The following is a 20,494-nucleotide window of genomic DNA, read 5'->3' as shown; positions in this document are numbered from 1 at the left end:
GAATTTTTATATTTTATCTACGGTAATATCGACGCTTTGTTTCCCACCAACACGGGGATCGATATAACGACCGCTATCAATATTGGCACATTTTATCTAATCCCATCTACTCTAATCTAATCCAATCCAATCCAATTTCACTTTACCTTAAGGCTTAGACTCAACAATTACTTGCCCATTAATTACACAACGCACCTAGACATGACACGCTGTAAGCAATTAAACGAAGATAATATAACCTTCAGTCGTGTTGTACTATTCGATATAGGACATTTGTTGTATATTTGCGCTAATATATTTTATAGATATACCGTTTTTTAATTATCTATTTATCAAAAAATAAACTACCACAAAGGAAACACCTTTTGATTGATTCAGCATTAGCCGACACCATAAACTGGACCACAAAACTATCTCCAGAATTAATGACGCAACTGACATCAATTGCACAGGTAAAGAAGAACCTAAAAACCAGCGAACTCGAAGGGTCCGATATTGCCCATCAAGGTCTCAGTTTTATTCTTGAAGGTACCGTGGCAATCTGCTTACAAACACCAAACCTAAAAACTGTTAATAGCGTCGTTATGGGGAAAGGTGGTTGGTTTGGTGGATTTGAGGAAGGTGAATCTGACTATACGCCATTCTTTATAAGCCAGATAGATCCAGTATCTATCGTCCATTTCAAAAACAGCCAACTGCAGCGTATAGCCGAACAGCATGTCGAGATATACAAATGGTTTCACGGTATGTCATTTGATGTAAAAGCCAAATGGCTACAAGCACAAATAATAATGAGTGCAAATACCTTATCGCGTGTAATTTATCTGCTACTTGAAATCGCAACCAATAAGCAGAAGTTACAAGGCGAAATACCTAAAATCATGATCTCGCAGCAACAGATAAGCCGTATCACAGGTATTGCCCGTCAACGCGTTAATGAAGCAATTAAACAACTAGAAAAAGAAGAGATGGTACATTTAGGCAGAGGTTGTATTTATTTATCTGATATAGCTGGTTTGAGCGCTAAGCTCGATGACATAGATCTCAGTGTTAGTGATCCAAGAAGCTTCTTTTTTGAATCGCAAATAAAGGGCTGGATTTAAATATAATGTTGCCATTAATGTAAACCCAGTCACTTACTATCCACAGCCTTTAATGACCAATAGCATTCAATTGTTTATCATGGGGTTTGGCTAACAATATTACCGAACAAATAGCACCGACCAGTGCCAGTCCCATATCTGACTGGGTATCCCATATATAACCTTGGGTACCTAAAAACGCTTCAGCATCTTCACCCGTCGCCAATGCAACCCACCACTCAATCAGTTCGTAGAATGCACTAAAGGCTAAACTCACCGAAATAATGAATAATACTCGCCAACGCGCACCATTGACGACATTTTTGCGAATAAATAATTCTCGGGCAATCAATGCTGGTACAAATCCTTGGAAGAAATGCCCGACTTTATCGTAGTTATTACGCTCAGCACCAAATAGACCATCAAAGAAAGGGACTTCGGCATAGGTATAATGACCGCCTATCATCAGCACAATGCAATGTGCCAAAATGAAAAAGTACAATAGCGAGGTAAGCCTGAAAGACCGGTAAGTTGACGCCAGAATAACAGCACCAATAATGGCAGGTACGACTTCAAGAAACCAAGTAAACTGATCTTTAGGCTCAATACCAGACCATACTATTACCACAGTAAAAGTTAACATCCAAAGATATTTAATAACGCTACACTCCATAAATAATAGTTAGACTACTAAGTATATTAATGCTGCTCAAATGTTACAAGTGAAATGCCAATCCCCCCCGGCAACTTCTATTTCGATGCCTATCAGCGATTAACCAGCAGTGGTCAATAAGTGAACAACCCTGAAAATCGTCGATAAAATAACCGTGATAAATATCACATTATTACTTGCGGGGTAATTAATGTCATAACTTACTGATTATGAAGAAAGTTTAAATAGCATGTAAATACAATGATATAAGCTAATAAACCAGACTTCTAATCTAAGGAGGTAGATAAAACTGGAAAATCACACCAATGTCGGTATTATCTCGCCCCTCACCCCTTAGTGAGAATTTTATGCAAATAAATGCATGCCAGATTGGCGAAGATGTACCCGTAACAACGACTACCTCAGAGCGTCGCAAAAGCGACAAATTGGTTCCAGCATTAACGATTGGCTTCATTAGCCTATTCTTATTAGCTGCGATCATTGACCTCCCTCGTTTCACAACCTTAATTCAAGACTTATTTTCAGCCGCTGCTGGACAATTTGGTTACTTTTGGCAATGGCTAATGGTAGCAAACTTTGCAGTTGCATTATGCATCGCGGCGACCCGTTACGGTAAAACCCGTATGGGCATGAAAACCAAACCCGAAATAGGCACCTTCCGCTGGTTAGCAATGATCATGTGTACGCTATTAGCAGGTGGTGGTGTTTTCTGGTCTGCAGCAGAACCGATTTATCATTTCATTACTCCATCAGCAAGCTATCCTGACATTACAGGCTCGACTGTTGAAGCAATTGTGCCGGCTTTAAGCCAAAGCTTTTTGCATTGGGGCTTTCTCGCCTGGTCTGTACTGGGCACACTCGCAACGATTGTGTTGATGTATGCGCATCACCACCATGGTATTAAGCTACGCCCACGTGCGTTACTTTTCCCTATCGTTGGTAACCGTTTAGAAAACCATTGGTTTGGTGCTGTAATTGACGCTTGTTCAATTATCGCCGTAGCTGCTGGTACTATTGGTCCTATTGGCTTCTTAGCATCACAAATGGGCTACAGCCTTGAAGTGCTAACAGGCCTTAAAAACGACATGAACTCTCAGCTGATGATTTTAGCTGTGGTAGTGTTGATTTGCGCTGCATCAGCTGCATCAGGCATGGATAAAGGTTTGCAGTGGCTTAGCCGCTTAAACGTTATCGGTGCATTTGCATTGCTAATCGCAATCTTAGTCTTGGGTCCAACACAATTCATCTTTGAACAATTTGGTCGTGCCTTTGCAGTTTACTTGCAAGACATGCCAACCATGAGTATCACTAACGACAATCCAGGTTGGAATGTTTGGTGGACTTGGTTCTTCTGGGGTTGGTTCATTGGTTTTGCGCCTATGATGGCTATTTTCATTGCGCGTATCTCTGAAGGTCGTACTATTCGTGAGTTGGTATTGGCTGTTGCCGTTGGCGCACCAATTGCTACAAACTTCTGGTTCGCGGCACTCGGTGGCACAGGTATCTTCTTTGAGCTACAAACGCCTGGGATTATTTCTGGACCATTAGCTGAAGCAGGCTTGCCTGCGGTATTGCTAGCAACATTACAGCAACTACCATTAAGCTTTATCTTGTTACCTGCATTCTTGGTACTGACAACCACGTTTGTCGTGACAACGGGTGACTCTATGGCATATTCAATTGCTATGGTGGTATCAGGTGATAATGAACCAGATCGTAAACATCGCGTATTCTGGGCTGTGATCATGGGCTGTGTTGCGGCGGTATTATTGCTTGCAGGTGACGGTGGTTTGAATGCATTGCAATCATTCATTGTTATCACGGCTGTACCAGTATCATTCTTAATTGCTATCACCCTGATAACAGGCCCGATGGCTGCCATTAAGATGACGCATGCACAAGAAGCGTTAGCTGCTGAGAAAGAACTAGCACAAGCGTAATGGCTATTAGTTTTGTAACGCTATTAGTCTTACAAAGCTGTTAACCTACAAAAAAAGCCTGACTTTATAAGTGATATTTACTTAATAAAGTCAGGCTGTTTTTTATCTTCAAAATCGTTTTATCTTCGAAATCGTTTTAACCCTTCTAATCGTTCAAATAGTACTTCTTATCAATTCAACCGTTGATTCAGCGTCTTTATAGTCCACTGGTATTTCGATCTGCTTGCCTTCTTTAGTAACAAACAAAGATGGAAAACTGCTGCCACCTATCGAACGCGCAAACCTAATTTCAGTTAATAATGCTTGATGCGTTTTGAGCGCTAAAAACTCGGTCTCGAATTCGGTAATATCTAAACCAATACTTTTTGCTAAAGCCACCAGCATAGCGTTATCGCTCGGATTTTTAGCTTCGGTATAATAGCCGACTTGAATAGCATTCAGCATTGTTAATTCGGCACCTTGTGAACGCGCGGCAAGAATGGCACGACAAGCAGGATAAGTCGCACGTCGAGGGCTATTCTCGGTCCAAAATTCATAATTGAACTTGGTGCCGAGAAAGTTCTCAATTTTCTTCCAGTAAGAAGCAATTTGCGCCTGCATCATTTCTGGCATAGGGTCGTCGGTATCTGGTGCTAAACCGCCCAATACATAAATAACTTCAACGTCATCGGCAAGGGCTTGTTTAATTTGCTCCCACACCGGTTTATAACCCCAGCACCACGAACACATAGGATCATAAACATAATACAATTTTGGTTTTAAAGCTGACATTGACGTTTTCCTTTAATCACTGCGTTCTGAACGATTTTCAGCCACGATATCTGAATCTTGCTGGGCGTAAAAATCGACTCTGAAACTGGTCTCATCAGACATGAATTCAACTTTATGCCAATACTCAGGAGGGGAAATTGCGGTCTCATTTTGCCCAATCACTATTTCTTGTTCGATTGCACCACGCCTTTCAGCAAAGCCATAAAACTTTAACGAACCACTAATAACGTTAATTTCACCGTAAACACCCGCGCGGGTATTATGCAAATGCAGGAACATTTTAGGAATATTTGCAGGCGTAAAGACAGGAGTTGATTTGTAGTTCACAAAGTCTGTTGGGATAACAGGCATAAGCACCTCACTTTTATAGAAATACGTGAATGATAATTAATCATTGATTGCTATAAAATATACGCCCATTATGAGTGAGCGCAAGTAAGGTGTTATAACGGTTAGATGTTACAACAGTTATAACACCTATAAATACTAGGCGGTAAGCGACGCACCACGTGTTTGAATTACATCACGATACCAGAAAAAGCTTTCTTTACGAGTGCGTTCTAACGTGCCACTACCATCGTCACGACGGTCGACATAAATGAAGCCATAACGCTTATCCATCTCGGCAGTGGAATTAGCCACTAAATCGATCGGCCCCCAACTAGTGAACCCCATCAATTCAACACCGTCTAAAATCGCCTCTCTGGCCTGTACAAGGTGATCGTTCAAATATTGAATGCGATAATCATCTATGATCTCGCCATCCGCAGTCACTTCGTCACGCGCACCTAAGCCATTCTCAACAATAAACAATGGTTTTTGGTATCTGTCATGCAAGAAGTTCAATAATATCCGTAAACCTTTCGGATCGATTAACCAACCCCACTGACTTTTATCTAAATACGGATTCGGCACACTATCAACGATGTTACCGACTTCTTTTTGCTTAGGATCGGCACTCGCGCAACCACTGGCATAATAGCTAAACGAGATAAAATCGACACTGGCATGAGCAAGCGTCTCTAAATCGCCCTCTTCCATAATGACGTCAATATTGTTGTCTCTGAAGTAACGCAACATATACCCTGGATATCGACCACGGGTTTGTACATCGCCAAAGAATAACCATTTGTTGTTCTCATGCACCGCAGCCATGACATCATCGGGGTTACAGGTATAAGGATAATTCAGCGCACCCAATAACATATTACCAATTTTCCCATCGGGGATGATCTGTTTACACAGGGTAACCGCTTTGGCACTGGCAAGCAGTTGATGGTGTATGGCTTGATAAATCGCTTGTTCATCCGCAGCTTCGGGTAAACCGACGCCGGTATAAGGCGCATGCAGTGACATATTGATTTCATTAAAGGTCAGCCACAGTTTTACTTTATGCTGGTAACGTGTAAACACCGTCGTCGCATAGCGTTCAAAAAAACCAATCAGTTTTCTGTCAGCCCAACCACCGTAGTTTTCAACTAATCCCACTGGCATTTCATAATGCGATAACGTCACAAAAGGCTTGATATCATGCTTGGCTAATTCATCAAAAATACCATCATAATAAGCCAGACCCGCTTCATTGGGTTGGCTTTCATCGCCATTCGGAAATATACGCGTCCAGGCAATCGACAACCTTAGACACGTAAAGCCCATCTCTTTAAATAATTGAATGTCTTGTGGATAGCGATTGTAAAAATCGATGGCGAGATCTTTAATACCCGGTGTTTTATCCGCACTTTCTTGATGCTGGCTTAAAATGCCATTGGGCAATAAGTCTGCTGTTGATAAGCCTTTACCGTCTTGCTGAAATGCACCTTCGGTTTGGTTCGCAGCAATAGCGCCGCCCCATAGGAAATCCCGTGGAAATAGATTCATCTGTCCCTCAATTATTTATCACTATCCATGTTGAGCTCTAGAGTAAACGATCAAAAATAATAACTCATTGAAGAAGCTCACATTTTCAATATTGAATTAGGCTAACATTGATTTTATTAAAAATTTATAGATGTAATTATAATGAGTGGGATTTATGAATAACAATTATCAAGCATACTTATTATGATAACATTTGGTAATGAACTTCATCTTTTTCCCCTATCAATGTTAAAATTAACGTCTAACAACCGACGGCTAATCAAATAGAAGGTCTTCTATGCTGCAAAAAGAACTCAAACAAGCAAAAGCAATTGAAAACGTATATAACTCAGCATACTGGCATTTAGCACAAAAAGACTACACGCTTGCAGAAGTACGCGCCAAGCTTGAGCGCAAAACAGAAAATCAAGACTGGGTAGAAACGGTACTAGCCGACCTCATTGAGAAAGGTTACATCAAAAGCGATTTTGACTTTGCAATGCGTTTTGCTGAGTCTGCGTTTCATAACGAGCAAGGTAAATCAGCCATCACTCGTAAATTACGTGCTCGCGGTGTCGGCCAAAAAGAAATAGCAGAAGCCATCGAACAAGTTATGTATGATGAAAATATCGATCAGTTCGCCCTCGCCGAATCACGCTTAAGCAATACATTTCAAAACTTCCACAACACTACCAAAGAAAAAGTCTACTCTCAGTTCACCACCAAAGGCTTTTCACGCGCCGAAATTGACCATGCCCTGTCGATGCACCCAGAAAAAGACACCTTAAGATCTAAGCTTGAAGTTAAAGCTGAAAAAGCAGACCTGAGCAAAGAAGTCATGAAGCTATACCGTAAAGGCAAAGGTAAACGAGTGATACTCAATGAATTGCGTAAAAAGCTCATTGACGTTGAAGAGTTCGACAGTCTGATTGATCAACTTGAAGAAGCGGGTGATATCGATTTTTATCAAAGCTGTATTGATGTGTTGGCCAAAAAACGCCTTGATATTAAGAGTGGCGCAGGAAAATCGAAAGCTTACGCGTATTTATCTGGTAAAGGTTTTGACTCAGACCAAATCAAAGAAGCCCTGAATCCGTCTGATTAATGGCTAATTTGGCTGCCACTGCAATTTATTTGCAATAACTTTAGCCAAATCCTAAAAACTTTGTTATATAGTTTCATCAAAGATAACCCAGTACCGAAATCGAATAAGGAATAGACAATGACAAACCAACATACACACGGCGAAGAAGGTCACGTACACGGTCCAGGCTGTAGCCATGATCACGCACCACAAGCTCCTATCGTAAGAGATGGCGCTAAAGTAGGTCGTAACGATCCTTGCCTATGTGGTAGCGGTAAGAAATTTAAGAAGTGTTGCGGTTAATAAGCAACGCTTTAATAAATGTACTTTGAGCTAATATAGTAGACGTACTAAATTAGTCCAAAGTAGTACAGTTAATGACTGTCGTTATTAGCTGTACTAAAAAGCCCCCACAACTATTTCTCTTTCTCTCTATATAAAGAAAAATAGCTGTGGGGGCTTTTTGCTAACTGGGTATTGACTATTTAACGCTGTAATCGCTCGATTTTAGCCCATAAATAGAGAGAAGATACGTGCTAACCGTCAGCGGTAATCTTGGTAATAAGTTCTTGCTGTACTGCTTCTGATTTTTCAATTTCAATCTGGCATGTACCAGCAGCAATATGGCCACCGCCGCCGTATTTAAGCATTAGCTCACCGACGTTCGTTTTCGAGTTGCGGTCAAAGATAGATTTACCCGTCGCAAAGACGATATTTTGCTTTTGGAAGCCCCACATCTTGTGAATCGAAATATTACATTGTGGGAATAATGCGTAAATCATGAAGCGGTTACCGGCGAAAATAGTCTCTTCGTCCGTTAAATCAAGTAACACTAAGTTACCATGCTCGGTTGCACAGCGCTGAACCTGTTGTTTAAACATAGTTTCGTGTTCGCGGTACAGTTCAATGCGTTCTTTCACATCGGGTAATTGTAAAATGTCATCAATATTGTGGTCTTTACAATAATCAATCAGATCCATCATCAAGGCATAGTTAGATATTCTGAATTCGCGGAAACGCCCTAATCCAGTTCGCGCATCCATCAAGAAGTTCATCAGGTTCCAGCCCTGCGCGTTTAATACTTCGTCGCGATTGAACTGTGCAGAGTCACCTTTATCAACGGCCTCCATCATTTCAGTCCATTCAGCAGGGAATGTGTCTAGACCACCATAAAAATCCCACACAACACGTGCAGCAGAAGGCGCATCAGGATCAATGATGTGATTAGCGCGTTCGCCAGTATTACGGATTGTTTCAGAAAGATGGTGATCAAAAGTCAGATAGGCACTTTTAACATAAGGTAGATTAGTGACGATATCATTCGGGGTAATATCAATTTTCCCGTCTTGCATATCCTTAGGATGAACAAACTTAATGTCACTGATAAGGTCTTGCTGCTTCAATAATACTGCACATACCAAACCATCAAAATCACTTCGCGTTACCAGTCTATATTTTTGCTCTGACATATTCATTCCTTTGTCACATAAGTTTAAACCTAAGATGACTAAAGATAACCGCTTAGAAGTGTGAGAATCAAGCGGAGATTACCCCAGATAGGTGTTACTGTTATCCAAGCTTGATCTTGCGCGCAAAACGAGCCCAAGATGGATGAATAACAGTCATGATTTATTTCATTTTAACTTAACGACATCGCCCGACACTGTAGTCTGATAACCGTTCAATATCCATGCCCAAAACCAATCTTCTTGTACTTCTACATTAATAAGCGCGTCACCACCTTGGGTTGCAATAGCCGCATTTTGAGCACGTACAAAGCGGTCATTTTGTTGGATTGGAATAAACTGAAATAACATGATACCAGTTGCTGTAGCAGAACCAGGTCCAAGAACAGTATATTGACTCTCGTCGAGACTTTGTGTTTTCATCGATGTGCCAGAACAACCCGCTAAAACGACCGACAACAAAATAGTACTTAATGCTTTGACCACTTTCATTAACAAACCCTCAAATTGTAGTTAAAATCTATAAACAGTCATTAGCACTTATAAATAGACTCAGTAGTGCTAAGTCTAGTGATGCCTAAATAAAATGCCCACCAAGGGTAATAAATAGTGACAAATAAATCTTTATTTACTGATAACACGCAATTTTTTGATATTTAACCACAAGAAAACAATACCAAGTCCACCTTTTTACAACTCCAATTATGCAAAAATATAATGATGAGCTAAGTAGCACTTTAGTATGACCATGCCATTACTACTTTCAGCTGAAACGGTTTAATTTACTCGTAACACTTTATTGTTTCGCGTTAACTTGCTATAAACATATTTAAAACAATTAGTATGGCGTTTATTTGACATATAAACCTAACAGCCGTAACTATATTAGGGTATTAAAGGGAATTTACATGGGTTCGTTATCAGTTCAATGGAAGATAACTTTGCTTTCTGGATGTTGCATTTTGCTTGTCGCAATATCATTAATCAGTTTTACACTTTCATCATCAACTTCCAATCAAGAAATTATTCAGCTTCAAACCAGCGATTCTGTCGGTGAAAAATCCGAACAATTACTCATGAGTGAAGCCAACACACAAGCTTCGATCGTGCAAAAATACTTAGATGAAGCGACTTACCGTGCAGAAATGCTCGCCGAGAGTATTGCTTTCTTGCAGTATAACGCGGAAGAAAACTTTACTAGCAGTGACCAACTGCGTAATTCCGTCTCGGAATTGCTAAAGCGTTCGATCCAGAACTTCGATAATATGCACGCTGCATTTACGACGTTTTTACCCGATACTCTTGATGGTGAAGACGGTAATTATGCGAACGCCGATTATGTCAGTTCCAATGATCAAGGCCGTTTTTCTGCCTATTGGTATAAGAACAATCAAAACGAGCCGACGCTGACCATTAAAACTGAACAGCAGATCAACAACTCATCGCAGGCTGCCAGCGGACAAGCAGACAACTTCTGGTATAGCTGTAGCACGACTAATAACCGCACGTGTGTCATCGAACCTTACTTATATAATGAAAGCGGTATTTCGCAGTTAATCAGCACCATTACTGTTCCCCTGCGTAAAGACGGCGAGGTCATTGCAGTCACAGGTATAGACCTAAAAATCGATGTGCTGCAGCAATATGCATTAAGTGCCGACCAAGCGCTATTCTCTGGTGCAGGCAAGGTACAAATTGTCAGTAATAACGGTCAATTAATTGCAACCGATGGCGATGATTCTACCATTGGCTCACAAGTCAATGATCCGCAATTGAAGCAGTGGTTAGCGAATGGCGTAACCCAATCACAATGGAGTAGCGATCAGCAATCTCTAACAGTGTTCATGCCGATTAAACTTAATGCCGTAAACTGGGGCATTGTCATTACGATGCCAAGAACAAGCGTGATGGCCGATGCGTTAGCGCTAAATCAACTGATTGAAGTACAAGCTGCAGACAGCCTTAAGATCCAAATCATCACAGGGGTTATCGTTACCCTCTTTGGTTTATTGATTATTTGGTTTGCAGCAGTAAAATTAGTCGCGCCAATTAAAGCCGTCGCCAACCGTTTACAAGATATTGCCACTGGCGAAGGGGATTTAACCCAACGACTCGATGTCAGGTCTAGCGATGAAATTGGTGAACTCGCAACATGGTTCAACCGCTTTTTAGATAAGATCCAAGGCACAATTAAAGAAGTGATTGAAACCTCTAACGCCATCAGTAACACCTCAAAACAAGCCGAGGAGATCGCAGAACAATCACGCCAAGGCTGTGAGTCACAATTTAAAGAAGTGGATATGGTGGCAACGGCTTCTGAAGAGATGACGCAGACATCAGCATTGGTATTAGAGAATGCCGACAGAGCCGCGGAAATGGCTAGCCAAGCAGAACAGCTCGCGCAAGGTGGTCAATCAGTGGTTCAACAATCCGCTGATACCATGCAAGAATTAGTCGAAAGAATGGCGATGGCAGTACCAATCGCTACTGAGTTGGAAAAAAATAGCGGTAACATTAGCTCTATACTGTCGGTAATTGAAGGTATTTCCGAACAAACCAACCTACTAGCACTGAATGCAGCCATTGAAGCGGCAAGAGCCGGTGAACAAGGTCGAGGCTTTGCAGTGGTCGCCGATGAAGTTAGGTTGCTAGCAAGTCGTACTCACGACTCAGTCGACGAAATTAGAGTGGTTATCGAAGATCTACAATCAGGTACTCGCAGCGTCACAACCGCGATATCAGAAGGTAATCACCTTGCCCTTGAAACCGCGACACAAGTGAAACAAGCAGTCGAAAGTTTGGCTGACATCTCATCCTTCGTCGCTGATATCCAAACCATGAACAGTGAAATTGTTAACGCAGCCAGCGAGCAAAAAACAGTATCAACAGAAGTGAACGGTAACGTGGCAAATATCCGCGACCTAAGCCAGTCAATGTTAGATCAATCGACTGCCGCAGAAAAAGTAGGTCAGAATATTGCCCAGCTATCATCACAACAACAGGCATTAGTGGGTCAGTTTAAAGTAGATTAGTTAGTCAGTTAAAAGTGAATTAGCCGTTAACTAAAAATGCCCATCATCAGCCGTAATACTTGCTGATGATGGGCATTTTATTTTGTGATAAATGAAAGCGCTAAGCTTTAGAGTTAGCTTTCTTTAATTTAAGCTTAAGGCTTAAGCTTCAACACAGCATCAATATCAGCCGCGCTATGACGCTCAGGTACTTGCTCCCACTCCTCGCCAAATGAACGGTTAACAACGCGACCACGTTGCACAGCTTCTCTTTCTGAAATCATGGTAGCCCAACGCATAATATGGGTATAACTTTCGACTTGTAAGAACTCACCTGCATCATACAGTTTACCAAGTACGAGATTGCCGTACCAAGGCCAAATAGCTATATCGGCAATACTGTACTCTTCACCTGCAACATAGGTATGTTGCGCCAATTGCTTATCTAAAACATCTAACTGACGTTTAGCTTCCATGGCAAAGCGATTAATCGGGTATTCAAACTTTTCATCCGCGTAAGCATAGAAATGTCCAAAACCACCGCCTAAAAATGGTGCCGAGCCTTGCGCCCAGAACAACCAGTTAAACGTTTGCGTTCGAGCTGCGCCTTCTTTTGGTAAAAATTGACCAAACTTCTCAGCTAAATGCACCAAAATTGAAGCCGATTCAAAGACGTTAACCTCATCATCACCTGATTTGTCGACTAACGCGGGAATTTTTGAGTTTGGATTAGCGCCCACAAACCCTGACGAAAATTGTTCACCTTCACCGATGTTAATTAAATAGGCATCGTATTCAGCTTCTTTAATGCCTAATGCTAATAACTCTTCGAGCAGGATCGTTACTTTCTGGCCATTCGGCGTGCCCAACGAATAAAGTTGTAAAGCATGTTCGCCTACAGGTAATGCTTGTTCGTGAGTAGCGCCTGATACTGGACGATTAATACTAGCCCATTGATTACCGCCATCTGTGTTATGAACCCAAACTTTAGGTGGTGTATATCCATTTTCCATAATGTTCTCTCAATGCTATTGGTTTTGTTTAGGAGACGTGAGTGAGTCAATCACATATGCATGAAGCGGTTAGGCTGTTATAAAAGACTATATTGATGTGCGATATTACTCAAGGAGTATGGGACAATATTGTCCGCTAAGAAGATAGGCGTTGATGCTTTTTGTGAATTAAAGCACCCCGCCTCCCAGATAACCAGCTTACTGCTGTCTGGGAGCTAGGGTTGGATTAGTCATTTATATTACAAGATACTCGATAAGAATTTCTTTAATCTTGGATGAGAAGGGTTTTCAAAAAAGTTAGCTGGTACATCGTCAACAAGCAGTTGACCATCTTCCATAAACAACACTCGGTCGGCAACTTCGTTAGCAAAGCCCATTTCGTGAGTCACGACAACCATAGTCATGCCTTCTTCGGCTAGTGATTTCATCACCTCAAGTACCTCCCCAACCATTTCAGGATCGAGTGCTGATGTTGGTTCATCAAATAACATCAGATCAGGTTTCATGGCCAACGCTCTGGCAATTGCCACTCGCTGTTGTTGACCACCGGATAACTGACTTGGATACACATCCACTTTTTCAGCTAAACCGACTCGAGTAAGCAAGCTTATAGCATCTTTTTCGACTTGCTCCTTGCCCAAATTTGATACCTTTAATGGCGCTAGCTTCACGTTTTCTTTAACCGATAAATGCGGAAAAAGATTAAACGATTGAAACACCATACCGACGTTTTCACGTAGGGTATTAATATTGGTCGAGGAGTCATACATATTGATGCCATCAATCGTAATATCGCCTTCAGTCACCGTTTCCAACTGGTTTAACGTACGTAGAAATGTAGACTTACCCGACCCCGATGGGCCAATAATAACCACGACTTCACCGCGCTTAACAGTAACTGATACTTTTTTAAGGGCATGGCACTTGTTAGGATATATTTTATCTACATCAGTGGCGATCACCATATCATCGCCGTTATAATTTGCTCTAGTCACTGGTTGATAACCTCTTTTCTATGCGCTGAACGCCGAAAGATAACGTTGAAGTAAGTACAAGATAAAGTGCAGCTACCGCAAACCAAACCTCAAAGGTAGCGAAACTGCCCGCAACCACTTCTCGCCCAGCTTTGGTTAAATCAGTAATTGAGATCACTGATACCAGAGATGAATCTTTAATTAAGTTAATAAACTGACCAGCCATTGGCGGCAAAGTACGTTTAAATGCCTGTGGTAACACGACGTAGATCATCGCTTTTGGATAACTCATACCCAACGAACGTGCAGCTTCCATTTGACCAGGTGAAATAGACTGGATACCTGAACGTATGATCTCAGCAATGTAAGCACCGGTGAACACAGATAAAGCTGCAATACCCGCGGTAAATCGATCTAAATCGAAAATAGTGCCTAAGAAGAAGTAAACAATAAATATCTGCACAAGTAACGGTGTGCCACGGATCACTTCGACATATAAAAAGGCGAAGTTCCGGCTTAAAGGATTGGTGGAGATACGCATTAATGCCGCGACTAAACCAATAATAACTGCAAAAAACAGCGAGATAAGTGACAACTTAATCGTCATCAACAAACCTTGTAACAACACACCCATACTCTGTTGATCGAGGCTGGATACTGTATCACCTTCAAAAACCAAATCGCCATCACTGACAAATAGATCATCTGCTTTTGCGACAACCTGCGTTGGTTCACCGTTATCGAACTCAACAGTGATAAGACCTGCGTCATTAATGATGATGGTGCCATCATACTCAGCATACGTTTCTATTGGCGAGGTATCTATAATGTAGGGAACCACGCGATTCCATTGCCAAGTATAATCAATTTTTTGTGATGCTGAATAGATTGAAAATCCTACTGCGACCAAAACTATAAGAGACAGTAAGTGCCACATCCAATTATTTTTTTTATCGTGCATATTAATCCCAAATAAAGAGCTAAAAAGCCAGTAACAGAAGGCTACTGGCCCATTCGCTTATTTAACTTGTTTTAACCAAGCATCACTCTTGAACCACTTGTCATAGATACGATCATAGGTGCCATCACCTTTGACTTGACGCAAGAAGTTATTCAGGAAATTAAGCATGTCATGATCACCTTGTTTCACAGCCCAACCAAGCGGCTCGTAAGTAAAAGGTTCAAGAATAGATTCAACTTTATCGCTGTTTTGCGCAGCATAAATAGAAATAAATGGCATATCGTAAACCATTGCATCCGCTTTGCCGTTGATGACTTCTAAAGCCGCGTCTGTTTCTGTTTCAAACGCATTGTATTTGGCTTTTTTCAGCATTCTTTTGATAACAACTTCACCCGTTGTACCAAGTTTACCCGCCACTGTATATTTAGGATTGTTCAGATCTTTATAGCTGGTAATTTCACCCTTAAGTTTCGGGTTAATAATGATAGATTGACCGACAACAATATACGGGTCAGCAAAGTTAACTTTCAGATTACGCTTAGCAGTAACCGTCATACCCGCCATGATCACGTCACATTTACCGGTAATAAGTGCAGGGATAATACCGTCCCATGCCGTATTAACAGGTACATATTTAACACCCATTTGTTTTGCCATCATTTTACCTAAATCGACGTCAAAGCCGATGTAGCTATTATTCTTTGATTTCATCTCAAACGGCATATAGCCAGCATCAAAACATGCGCGTAACTCACCCGATTCAGCAATGCCATCTAATACAGCACCGGCATTAGCGCTTGCAGAACAGAAAATCATTGTACTTAAAGCGATAATTTTGCTGATTTTATTCTTTTTCATATTAATTCCTTGTTATATTTTCGAACAAATTAATCCATTAGTCGGTGTTTATTCATAATTACCATTACTTTGAGCATATCCAAGCAAAGATTACGCTTACATATTCATATCTAAAAACACTAAAAATCAGTGTTCCACTCTATGCAAACTCAATAAAGCAGCTAATTAGACCTAAATATAATGATAATTAAAAATATAGAACCACTATGCACCAGGCTGAACTAAATAACATTGAACTAAAACACATAACAAAGAATTAACACTGGTAACAACAAGAAAAATAATGCAAACGATAAAATAAGGTGGTCAATACTGATTAAAACGCAGAAAATAAGAGGTATATTTATTGATTGTTAAAAATAAGCCTCCCCTTAAGACCAAAATTAACAGGTTCTTTATAGATCCAGATTAATACGAACAACCTCTTCGCATAGATTACAGCAGGTACAGCACAACAAAGTCATCGCCATCAATTGGTAGCACACTAATCCGCTGCGGGTTAGACAGGGTTTAATTTATCCATAAAAAAGGCCTGAAAATCAGGCCTTTTTTATATTTTACTTTTTACAGCACAAACTTAGAACTGCTAAGCCAGTGTTAAGTTTTAATACCATGCATCCCACCGTTAAGGGTTAGAAACGGTATTTGATCCCGAACTCCCATGCATCAACATGGGTGTTGGCAAAATCATAACGGTTCCAGCCAAAATATACAGGCAATGCGGTTACAAACTCGACTTCAACCCCAGCTCCATAATGGGTGCCCCAACCACTGTCATCAAACTCACGGGTCATCGCTCCCGAGGATAACTCATACTTACTGGCCCAACGCATTTTGCCCACTTGCAATACTCCGCTGATATGATCAGTCAAAGCCAAATTAAAGATCATATCAAGCACGCCAGCATCTGCGGTGACCGGATAAACCTGCTGAGCACTATCTAAATAGCCGTTGGCATCAATAGCCTGCCCAGTTAGCGTTGTTTCAACCTGCCCTAAATTAACATAACCTAATTCAAATGCTAACCAGGGGGTAGTTTGTAGTCCGATATAACCGCGGAAACCCGGTCGAGACAAATCACTTTGGCTAACCTGAGCATCTAAGCCTAGCTGAGTTAGCTCACGCTCAAAATCATCGTTACGCTCTTCACTTTTGACCGCCAGTACGCTCATGCCGATGTAAAAACGTTTCTGCGTGGTTTTTTCCAATGCCATTGTTGTTGTCGGCGTCGTCACCCCCTGTAGTTCTTGAACAATGGGAGTCGCAGTTACCACAGTTGTCGTCGTACTTACTGGTGTATTTTCCGTCGACGTGCTGTCGGCGGCCTGAGCTGACTTCAACATAATAGCCATAGCAATCAAACTATACTGTAATACCCGCCAGTAAGTAGTGCCTGTTTTTGATTGCATTACGCCCCTTGTTAACGCCAATAATCCAAGTAATATCACTAAACTTTCAGACATTGACCCCGCGCCACCTTTACCCTTCGTTGTCACTTCAATGGGTTCAAAGAGTGCCGTAGCGACACCGCCAGGATCATTCACGGCACCATTGATTTCACCATCTGCATCATTCGGTCCGCCATCTTCAATGGTGAGCTGTACACACCAATGACCCAGTGTTAATCCCGCCACGTAAGCAACATTGCCCGGAGGTGGGCAATAGCCTTTTTCGCCGGGTGCCGAGCTCAGCTGATTATTGGCATTTTCTGTAAAATCGACCCAGTCTGTTGGCATCAGTTTTCGATAAATAGCATCGGCGGGGATTGCTTTAAACTGCGCCAGCACAATATTAACGCTTTGCCCTGCTACAGGCAGATCATCGACAATGAAATTGAAAATACCATTATCAAAATTATAACGGGTTAGCTCCTCAGCAACGCCGCTGCCCACTTCATGAAACTCGGCAATATTCTCGGCTGAGACGCCAGAACCCGCTTCATTACCGGTTTGACTAGTGCTTCCTGAGTCAAATGCCACATGCCCTAATCTCAGTGACAATCCGGCCTCAGTTTCCATTAAGAACGCCTGACTATTAATCACTTCGCCAGCAGACTCACTGCGTATTTCCTGAATAACATTACTGGCCAGTGCAATATGGTCAAGGTAATCAGGGATCCCATCAAGATCACTATCTGTTAAGCCCTCGCTTTCATCGCTAATACCATCACCATCGCTATCGCTACTACCAAGCGCTATCACATCTTTTATTACTCGCAGGGATGTTTCTACCATAGCGGTTTTTTCACCATCACTTATCTGCACCACTAACTTATAACTACCTGCAGCCAAGTCCGCTGGGTTAATAGTGAATTGACTATTCGTACTATCAATATCACCTAAAGCACCGTCACTGGATGACCAATCATAACTGTGGTTATCACCCGTATTTGGGTCGGCAACCACAGCGTGAATAGTGAACTCGTCATCATCATTATGGATAATTCGTTTAATCGCACTATTTTCCGTAACCGTTGCTGTAGCACTAAACCGTACCTTGGGGGCAACATTTTCTTCATAAATCGTGATTGTGTGGCTATCTTTAGCACCTATAACCGCATTAGTTGGTTGGTTCATGGTAACCGTAATGTTTTCAGTCCCCTCACCTACGCCATCATCCCTTACGTCAAAGGTCACGGTTGCTGTTATTTCACCTTTGACTGCACCTGTTATTTTTTGCAAGCTAACGCTTCTATCGGTAAGGTTATGATCTTCAGGGTTAACCGCTGTTCCCGATATAGTAAATGGAATAGTCACTGGATATATTGCAGCCTGTCCATTAAGGATAATATCAAAGGACACCTCGCCCTCTTCTGCGGTATCTTGGTTTTTACTGAACTCCACCAACGGAATAACATGCAGTTTTTGGGTTAGATTGGCGTTGTTACCAGCGGAATCTACTGCTGACCAGAGGATGTTATAGCAACCAGGTGCAAAATGGGTTTGCGCTGATTTGCCAACCGCATCATCTTCGCTAACACAGGCGAACAGATCATATTGAGCAGGCAAGGTTCCATCTTTACCATCTTCGACAGTTGGGACAACCAAACTGACTTTAGTAAATAACCCCGTGGCATTTACGGCTAAGTCTCCGATTAAATCTTCCAGCGCGGTAAATACAGGGGCGTAATCATCCCGAGTCGGATCAGTTCCAGCTAAATATTCATCTAAATTAGTGACGCCATCGCCATCTAAATCCAAACTAGCATCGCTAGCATCCAGCGGATCTAAGCCATTTGCAAGTTCAAACTCATTGCTCATGCCATCGCCATCGATATCGCTATCAACATCATCACCGATTTGATCGCCATCCAGATCGCCATCCACTGCAATGCTAAAGGAGAGTGAATCGCTGGCGCTGCCGTCTGATACACTCACTGTAATATTACTGGTGGTCACATCGACTTCTGCTGCCGTAGGCGTACCACTGACCACACCACTTATTGCGTTAATCGTTAACCAGCTTGGTTGATTACTTAGGCTATAAGTGAGTTCGGCTGACGTATTATCCACATCAGTTGCACTTGCCGTAAAGCCATAAGCAACGCCTGCGACAGCGAGTGTTATTGGTGATGCTGATATTACGGGCGCATCATTCACGTTGGTGACTTCAATACTAAACGCGGCTAAGTCATCGGTGACATTCGAGCCGTCTTTTACCGTCATAACAATGCTGGATGTCGTACCAACATGCGTATTAGTCGGGGTGCCCGACAATTCCCCAGTTATGGTATTGAACGTAGCCCAACTTGGTTTGCTACTGATACTGAATGTTTTTGTATCATCACTGTCCACATCTATCACCGTAGGCGTGAAGCTATAAACAACGTCTTCTGCGACTGTGGTTGCTGGTGTGCCGCTGATAACTGGTGCGTCATTTTCATTCGTCACCGTAAGATTGAAACCACTCAGGCTGGCTGTCGCAGCGCTGCCATCGGTCACCGTAATAATGATATTACTGGTTGTACCAATATTATCATTCGTTGGTGTACCAGATAACACACCCGTTATTGTACTGAATGTCGCCCAACTTGGTTTGTTATTAATGCTGAATGTTTTTGTATCACCACTGTCCACATCAGTCACTGTAGGCGTGAAGCTATAAGCAGCGTCTTCTGCGACTGTGGTTGCTGGTGTGCCGCTGATAACAGGTGCGTCATTGGTGTTGGTGACCGTAATAGTAAAGGGTACTAAACTATCCGCGACACCCTGGCTATCCGTTACCGTAATAACAATACCACTGGTTGCTTTAACATCGTCATTGCTTGGTGTACCAGATAACACACCCGTCGTTGAACTGAATGTTGCCCAACTTGGTTTGTTAATGATAGTGAATGCTTTAGTATCATCACTGTCCACATCTGTCACTGTCGGGATGAAGCTATAAGCGACATCTTCTGCGACTGTGATTGCTGGCGTGCCACTGATAACAGGCGCGTCATTGGTGTTGGTGACCGTAATAGTAAAGGGTACTAAACTATCCGCGACACCCTTGCTATCCGTTACCGTAATAACAATGCCACTAGTTGCTTTAACATCGTCATTGCTTGGTGTACCCGAAAGCCCGCCCGTGGTTGTGCTGAACGTTGCCCAACTTGGTTTGTTAGTGATAGTGAATGCTTTAGTGTCATCATTATCATCATCGCTGACCATCGGCGTGAAGTTATAAGCGACATCTTCTGCAACTGTGGTTGCTGGGCTGCCAGTTATAACTGGCGCGTCATTTTGACCATTAATACTGATGGACACGGTCACTGTATTCGAATCAAGCGAGCCATCATTAACTTTATAGCTAAATGAATCCG

Annotated in this window: 16 protein-coding genes; 5 read left to right on the top strand and 11 right to left on the bottom strand. The window is 42.0% G+C overall.

What is annotated here, in order from left to right:
- The first annotated feature begins 365 nt into the window (after positions 1-365).
- Positions 366-1,103: a Crp/Fnr family transcriptional regulator gene (locus A923_RS0109855; RefSeq protein WP_017221510.1), complete on the top strand. Its 738-nt coding sequence runs from the start codon at positions 366-368 to the stop codon at positions 1,101-1,103.
- A gap of 49 nt (positions 1,104-1,152) precedes the next feature.
- Here A923_RS0109855 and A923_RS0109850 read toward each other — a convergent pair whose 3' ends face one another.
- A complete protein-coding gene (locus tag A923_RS0109850; RefSeq protein WP_017221509.1) occupies positions 1,153-1,725 on the bottom strand; it encodes a DUF2238 domain-containing protein in 573 nt (190 codons plus the stop codon).
- A gap of 377 nt (positions 1,726-2,102) precedes the next feature.
- Here A923_RS0109850 and A923_RS0109845 point away from each other — a divergent pair, with 377 nt between their 5' ends.
- A complete protein-coding gene (locus A923_RS0109845; protein WP_017221508.1) occupies positions 2,103-3,695 on the top strand; it encodes a BCCT family transporter in 1,593 nt (530 codons plus the stop codon).
- A gap of 153 nt (positions 3,696-3,848) precedes the next feature.
- Here A923_RS0109845 and A923_RS0109840 read toward each other — a convergent pair whose 3' ends face one another.
- The 3 genes from A923_RS0109840 to A923_RS0109830 all read right to left on the bottom strand — a co-directional run bounded on the left by A923_RS0109840 (position 3,849) and on the right by A923_RS0109830 (position 6,344).
- Positions 3,849-4,466: a DsbA family protein gene (locus tag A923_RS0109840; protein ID WP_017221507.1), complete on the bottom strand. Its 618-nt coding sequence runs from the start codon at positions 4,464-4,466 to the stop codon at positions 3,849-3,851.
- A 12-nt stretch (positions 4,467-4,478) separates the two neighbouring features.
- Positions 4,479-4,817, bottom strand: a complete 339-nt coding sequence (locus A923_RS0109835; protein ID WP_017221506.1) for a TehB family protein — start codon at positions 4,815-4,817, stop codon at positions 4,479-4,481.
- Between the two features lie 135 nt (positions 4,818-4,952).
- Positions 4,953-6,344: a glycoside hydrolase family 1 protein gene (locus tag A923_RS0109830; protein ID WP_017221505.1), complete on the bottom strand. Its 1,392-nt coding sequence runs from the start codon at positions 6,342-6,344 to the stop codon at positions 4,953-4,955.
- Positions 6,345-6,621: 277 nt separating this feature from the next.
- Between A923_RS0109830 and A923_RS0109825 the strand changes: the two genes are divergently transcribed.
- Both A923_RS0109825 and A923_RS0109820 read left to right on the top strand, forming a co-directional pair.
- Entirely contained in the window at positions 6,622-7,428 is an 807-nt protein-coding gene (locus A923_RS0109825) for a RecX family transcriptional regulator (protein WP_017221504.1), read from the top strand.
- A 117-nt stretch (positions 7,429-7,545) separates the two neighbouring features.
- Positions 7,546-7,710, top strand: a complete 165-nt coding sequence (locus A923_RS0109820; protein ID WP_017221503.1) for an SEC-C metal-binding domain-containing protein — start codon at positions 7,546-7,548, stop codon at positions 7,708-7,710.
- A gap of 233 nt (positions 7,711-7,943) precedes the next feature.
- Here the strand turns inward: A923_RS0109820 and A923_RS0109815 are convergent, their stop codons facing one another.
- Together A923_RS0109815 and A923_RS0109810 are read right to left on the bottom strand one after the other, a co-directional pair.
- Positions 7,944-8,876, bottom strand: a complete 933-nt coding sequence (locus A923_RS0109815; RefSeq protein WP_017221502.1) for an exopolyphosphatase — start codon at positions 8,874-8,876, stop codon at positions 7,944-7,946.
- Positions 8,877-9,041: 165 nt separating this feature from the next.
- Positions 9,042-9,365: a hypothetical protein gene (locus A923_RS0109810; RefSeq protein WP_017221501.1), complete on the bottom strand. Its 324-nt coding sequence runs from the start codon at positions 9,363-9,365 to the stop codon at positions 9,042-9,044.
- Positions 9,366-9,781: 416 nt separating this feature from the next.
- Between A923_RS0109810 and A923_RS0109805 the strand changes: the two genes are divergently transcribed.
- The gene (locus A923_RS0109805; protein WP_017221500.1) at positions 9,782-11,905 is read left to right on the top strand and encodes a methyl-accepting chemotaxis protein; all 2,124 of its coding nucleotides are present in this window, start codon (positions 9,782-9,784) and stop codon (positions 11,903-11,905) included.
- 134 nt (positions 11,906-12,039) lie between these two features.
- Here A923_RS0109805 and yghU read toward each other — a convergent pair whose 3' ends face one another.
- From yghU to A923_RS0109780, 5 genes are all read right to left on the bottom strand, one after another.
- Positions 12,040-12,897 carry a glutathione-dependent disulfide-bond oxidoreductase gene (yghU, locus tag A923_RS0109800; RefSeq protein WP_017221499.1) on the bottom strand — a complete coding sequence of 286 codons (858 nt, stop codon included), beginning with the start codon at positions 12,895-12,897 and terminating at the stop codon, positions 12,040-12,042.
- 239 nt (positions 12,898-13,136) lie between these two features.
- A complete protein-coding gene (locus A923_RS0109795) occupies positions 13,137-13,862 on the bottom strand; it encodes an amino acid ABC transporter ATP-binding protein (RefSeq protein WP_026006180.1) in 726 nt (241 codons plus the stop codon).
- A gap of 22 nt (positions 13,863-13,884) precedes the next feature.
- Positions 13,885-14,832 (bottom strand): amino acid ABC transporter permease, encoded by a 948-nt coding sequence (locus A923_RS0109790; RefSeq protein WP_017221497.1) that lies wholly within the window; start codon positions 14,830-14,832, stop codon positions 13,885-13,887.
- Positions 14,833-14,889: 57 nt separating this feature from the next.
- Positions 14,890-15,690, bottom strand: coding sequence for a transporter substrate-binding domain-containing protein (locus tag A923_RS0109785; RefSeq protein WP_017221496.1), 801 nt, complete (start codon positions 15,688-15,690; stop codon positions 14,890-14,892).
- Positions 15,691-16,322: 632 nt separating this feature from the next.
- Positions 16,323-20,494 (bottom strand): putative Ig domain-containing protein (locus A923_RS0109780; protein WP_017221495.1); only part of this gene is annotated, 4,172 nt, incomplete at its 5' end.

It is taken from the genome of Moritella dasanensis ArB 0140, assembly GCF_000276805.1.
GTDB classification, from domain to species: domain Bacteria; phylum Pseudomonadota; class Gammaproteobacteria; order Enterobacterales; family Moritellaceae; genus Moritella; species Moritella dasanensis.
The sequence above is the reverse complement of the archived record's forward strand: the minus strand, read 5'-3'. Positions and strand labels throughout refer to the sequence as shown.